Below are 284 nucleotides of genomic sequence, written 5' to 3' on the forward strand. Positions count from 1 at the left end.
TAGTAAGATCCCTGAAAGATGATCAGGTTGATAGGTTCGAGGTGGAAGCATGGTGACATGTGGAGCTGACGAATACTAATAGATCGAGGACTTAACCATATAATATGAAGCGATGTTATCTAGTTTTGAAAGAATATAAAAAACTTGTTGACTTTAAAAGTTAAATGAGTTACAATGATTCTTGTCTTAAATGAATACAGTCTGGTAATGATGGCAGAGAGGTCACACCCGTTCCCATACCGAACACGGAAGTTAAGCTCTCTAGCGCCGATGGTAGTTGGGAC

At 39.4% G+C, this 284-nt stretch carries 2 rRNA genes; both read left to right on the plus strand.

Features of this window, described 5'->3' with window-relative positions:
• Window positions 1-99: ribosomal RNA gene (locus MR167_RS32160) — 23S ribosomal RNA — on the plus strand; the annotation flags it as partial.
• 101 nt (window positions 100-200) lie between these two features.
• Window positions 201-284: ribosomal RNA gene (gene rrf / locus MR167_RS32165) — 5S ribosomal RNA — on the plus strand; the annotation flags it as partial.

Origin of the sequence: Bacillus cereus group sp. BfR-BA-01355 (assembly GCF_022663675.1) — a bacterium.
In the GTDB taxonomy this organism is placed as follows: Bacteria; Bacillota; Bacilli; order Bacillales; family Bacillaceae_G; genus Bacillus_A; species Bacillus_A thuringiensis_S.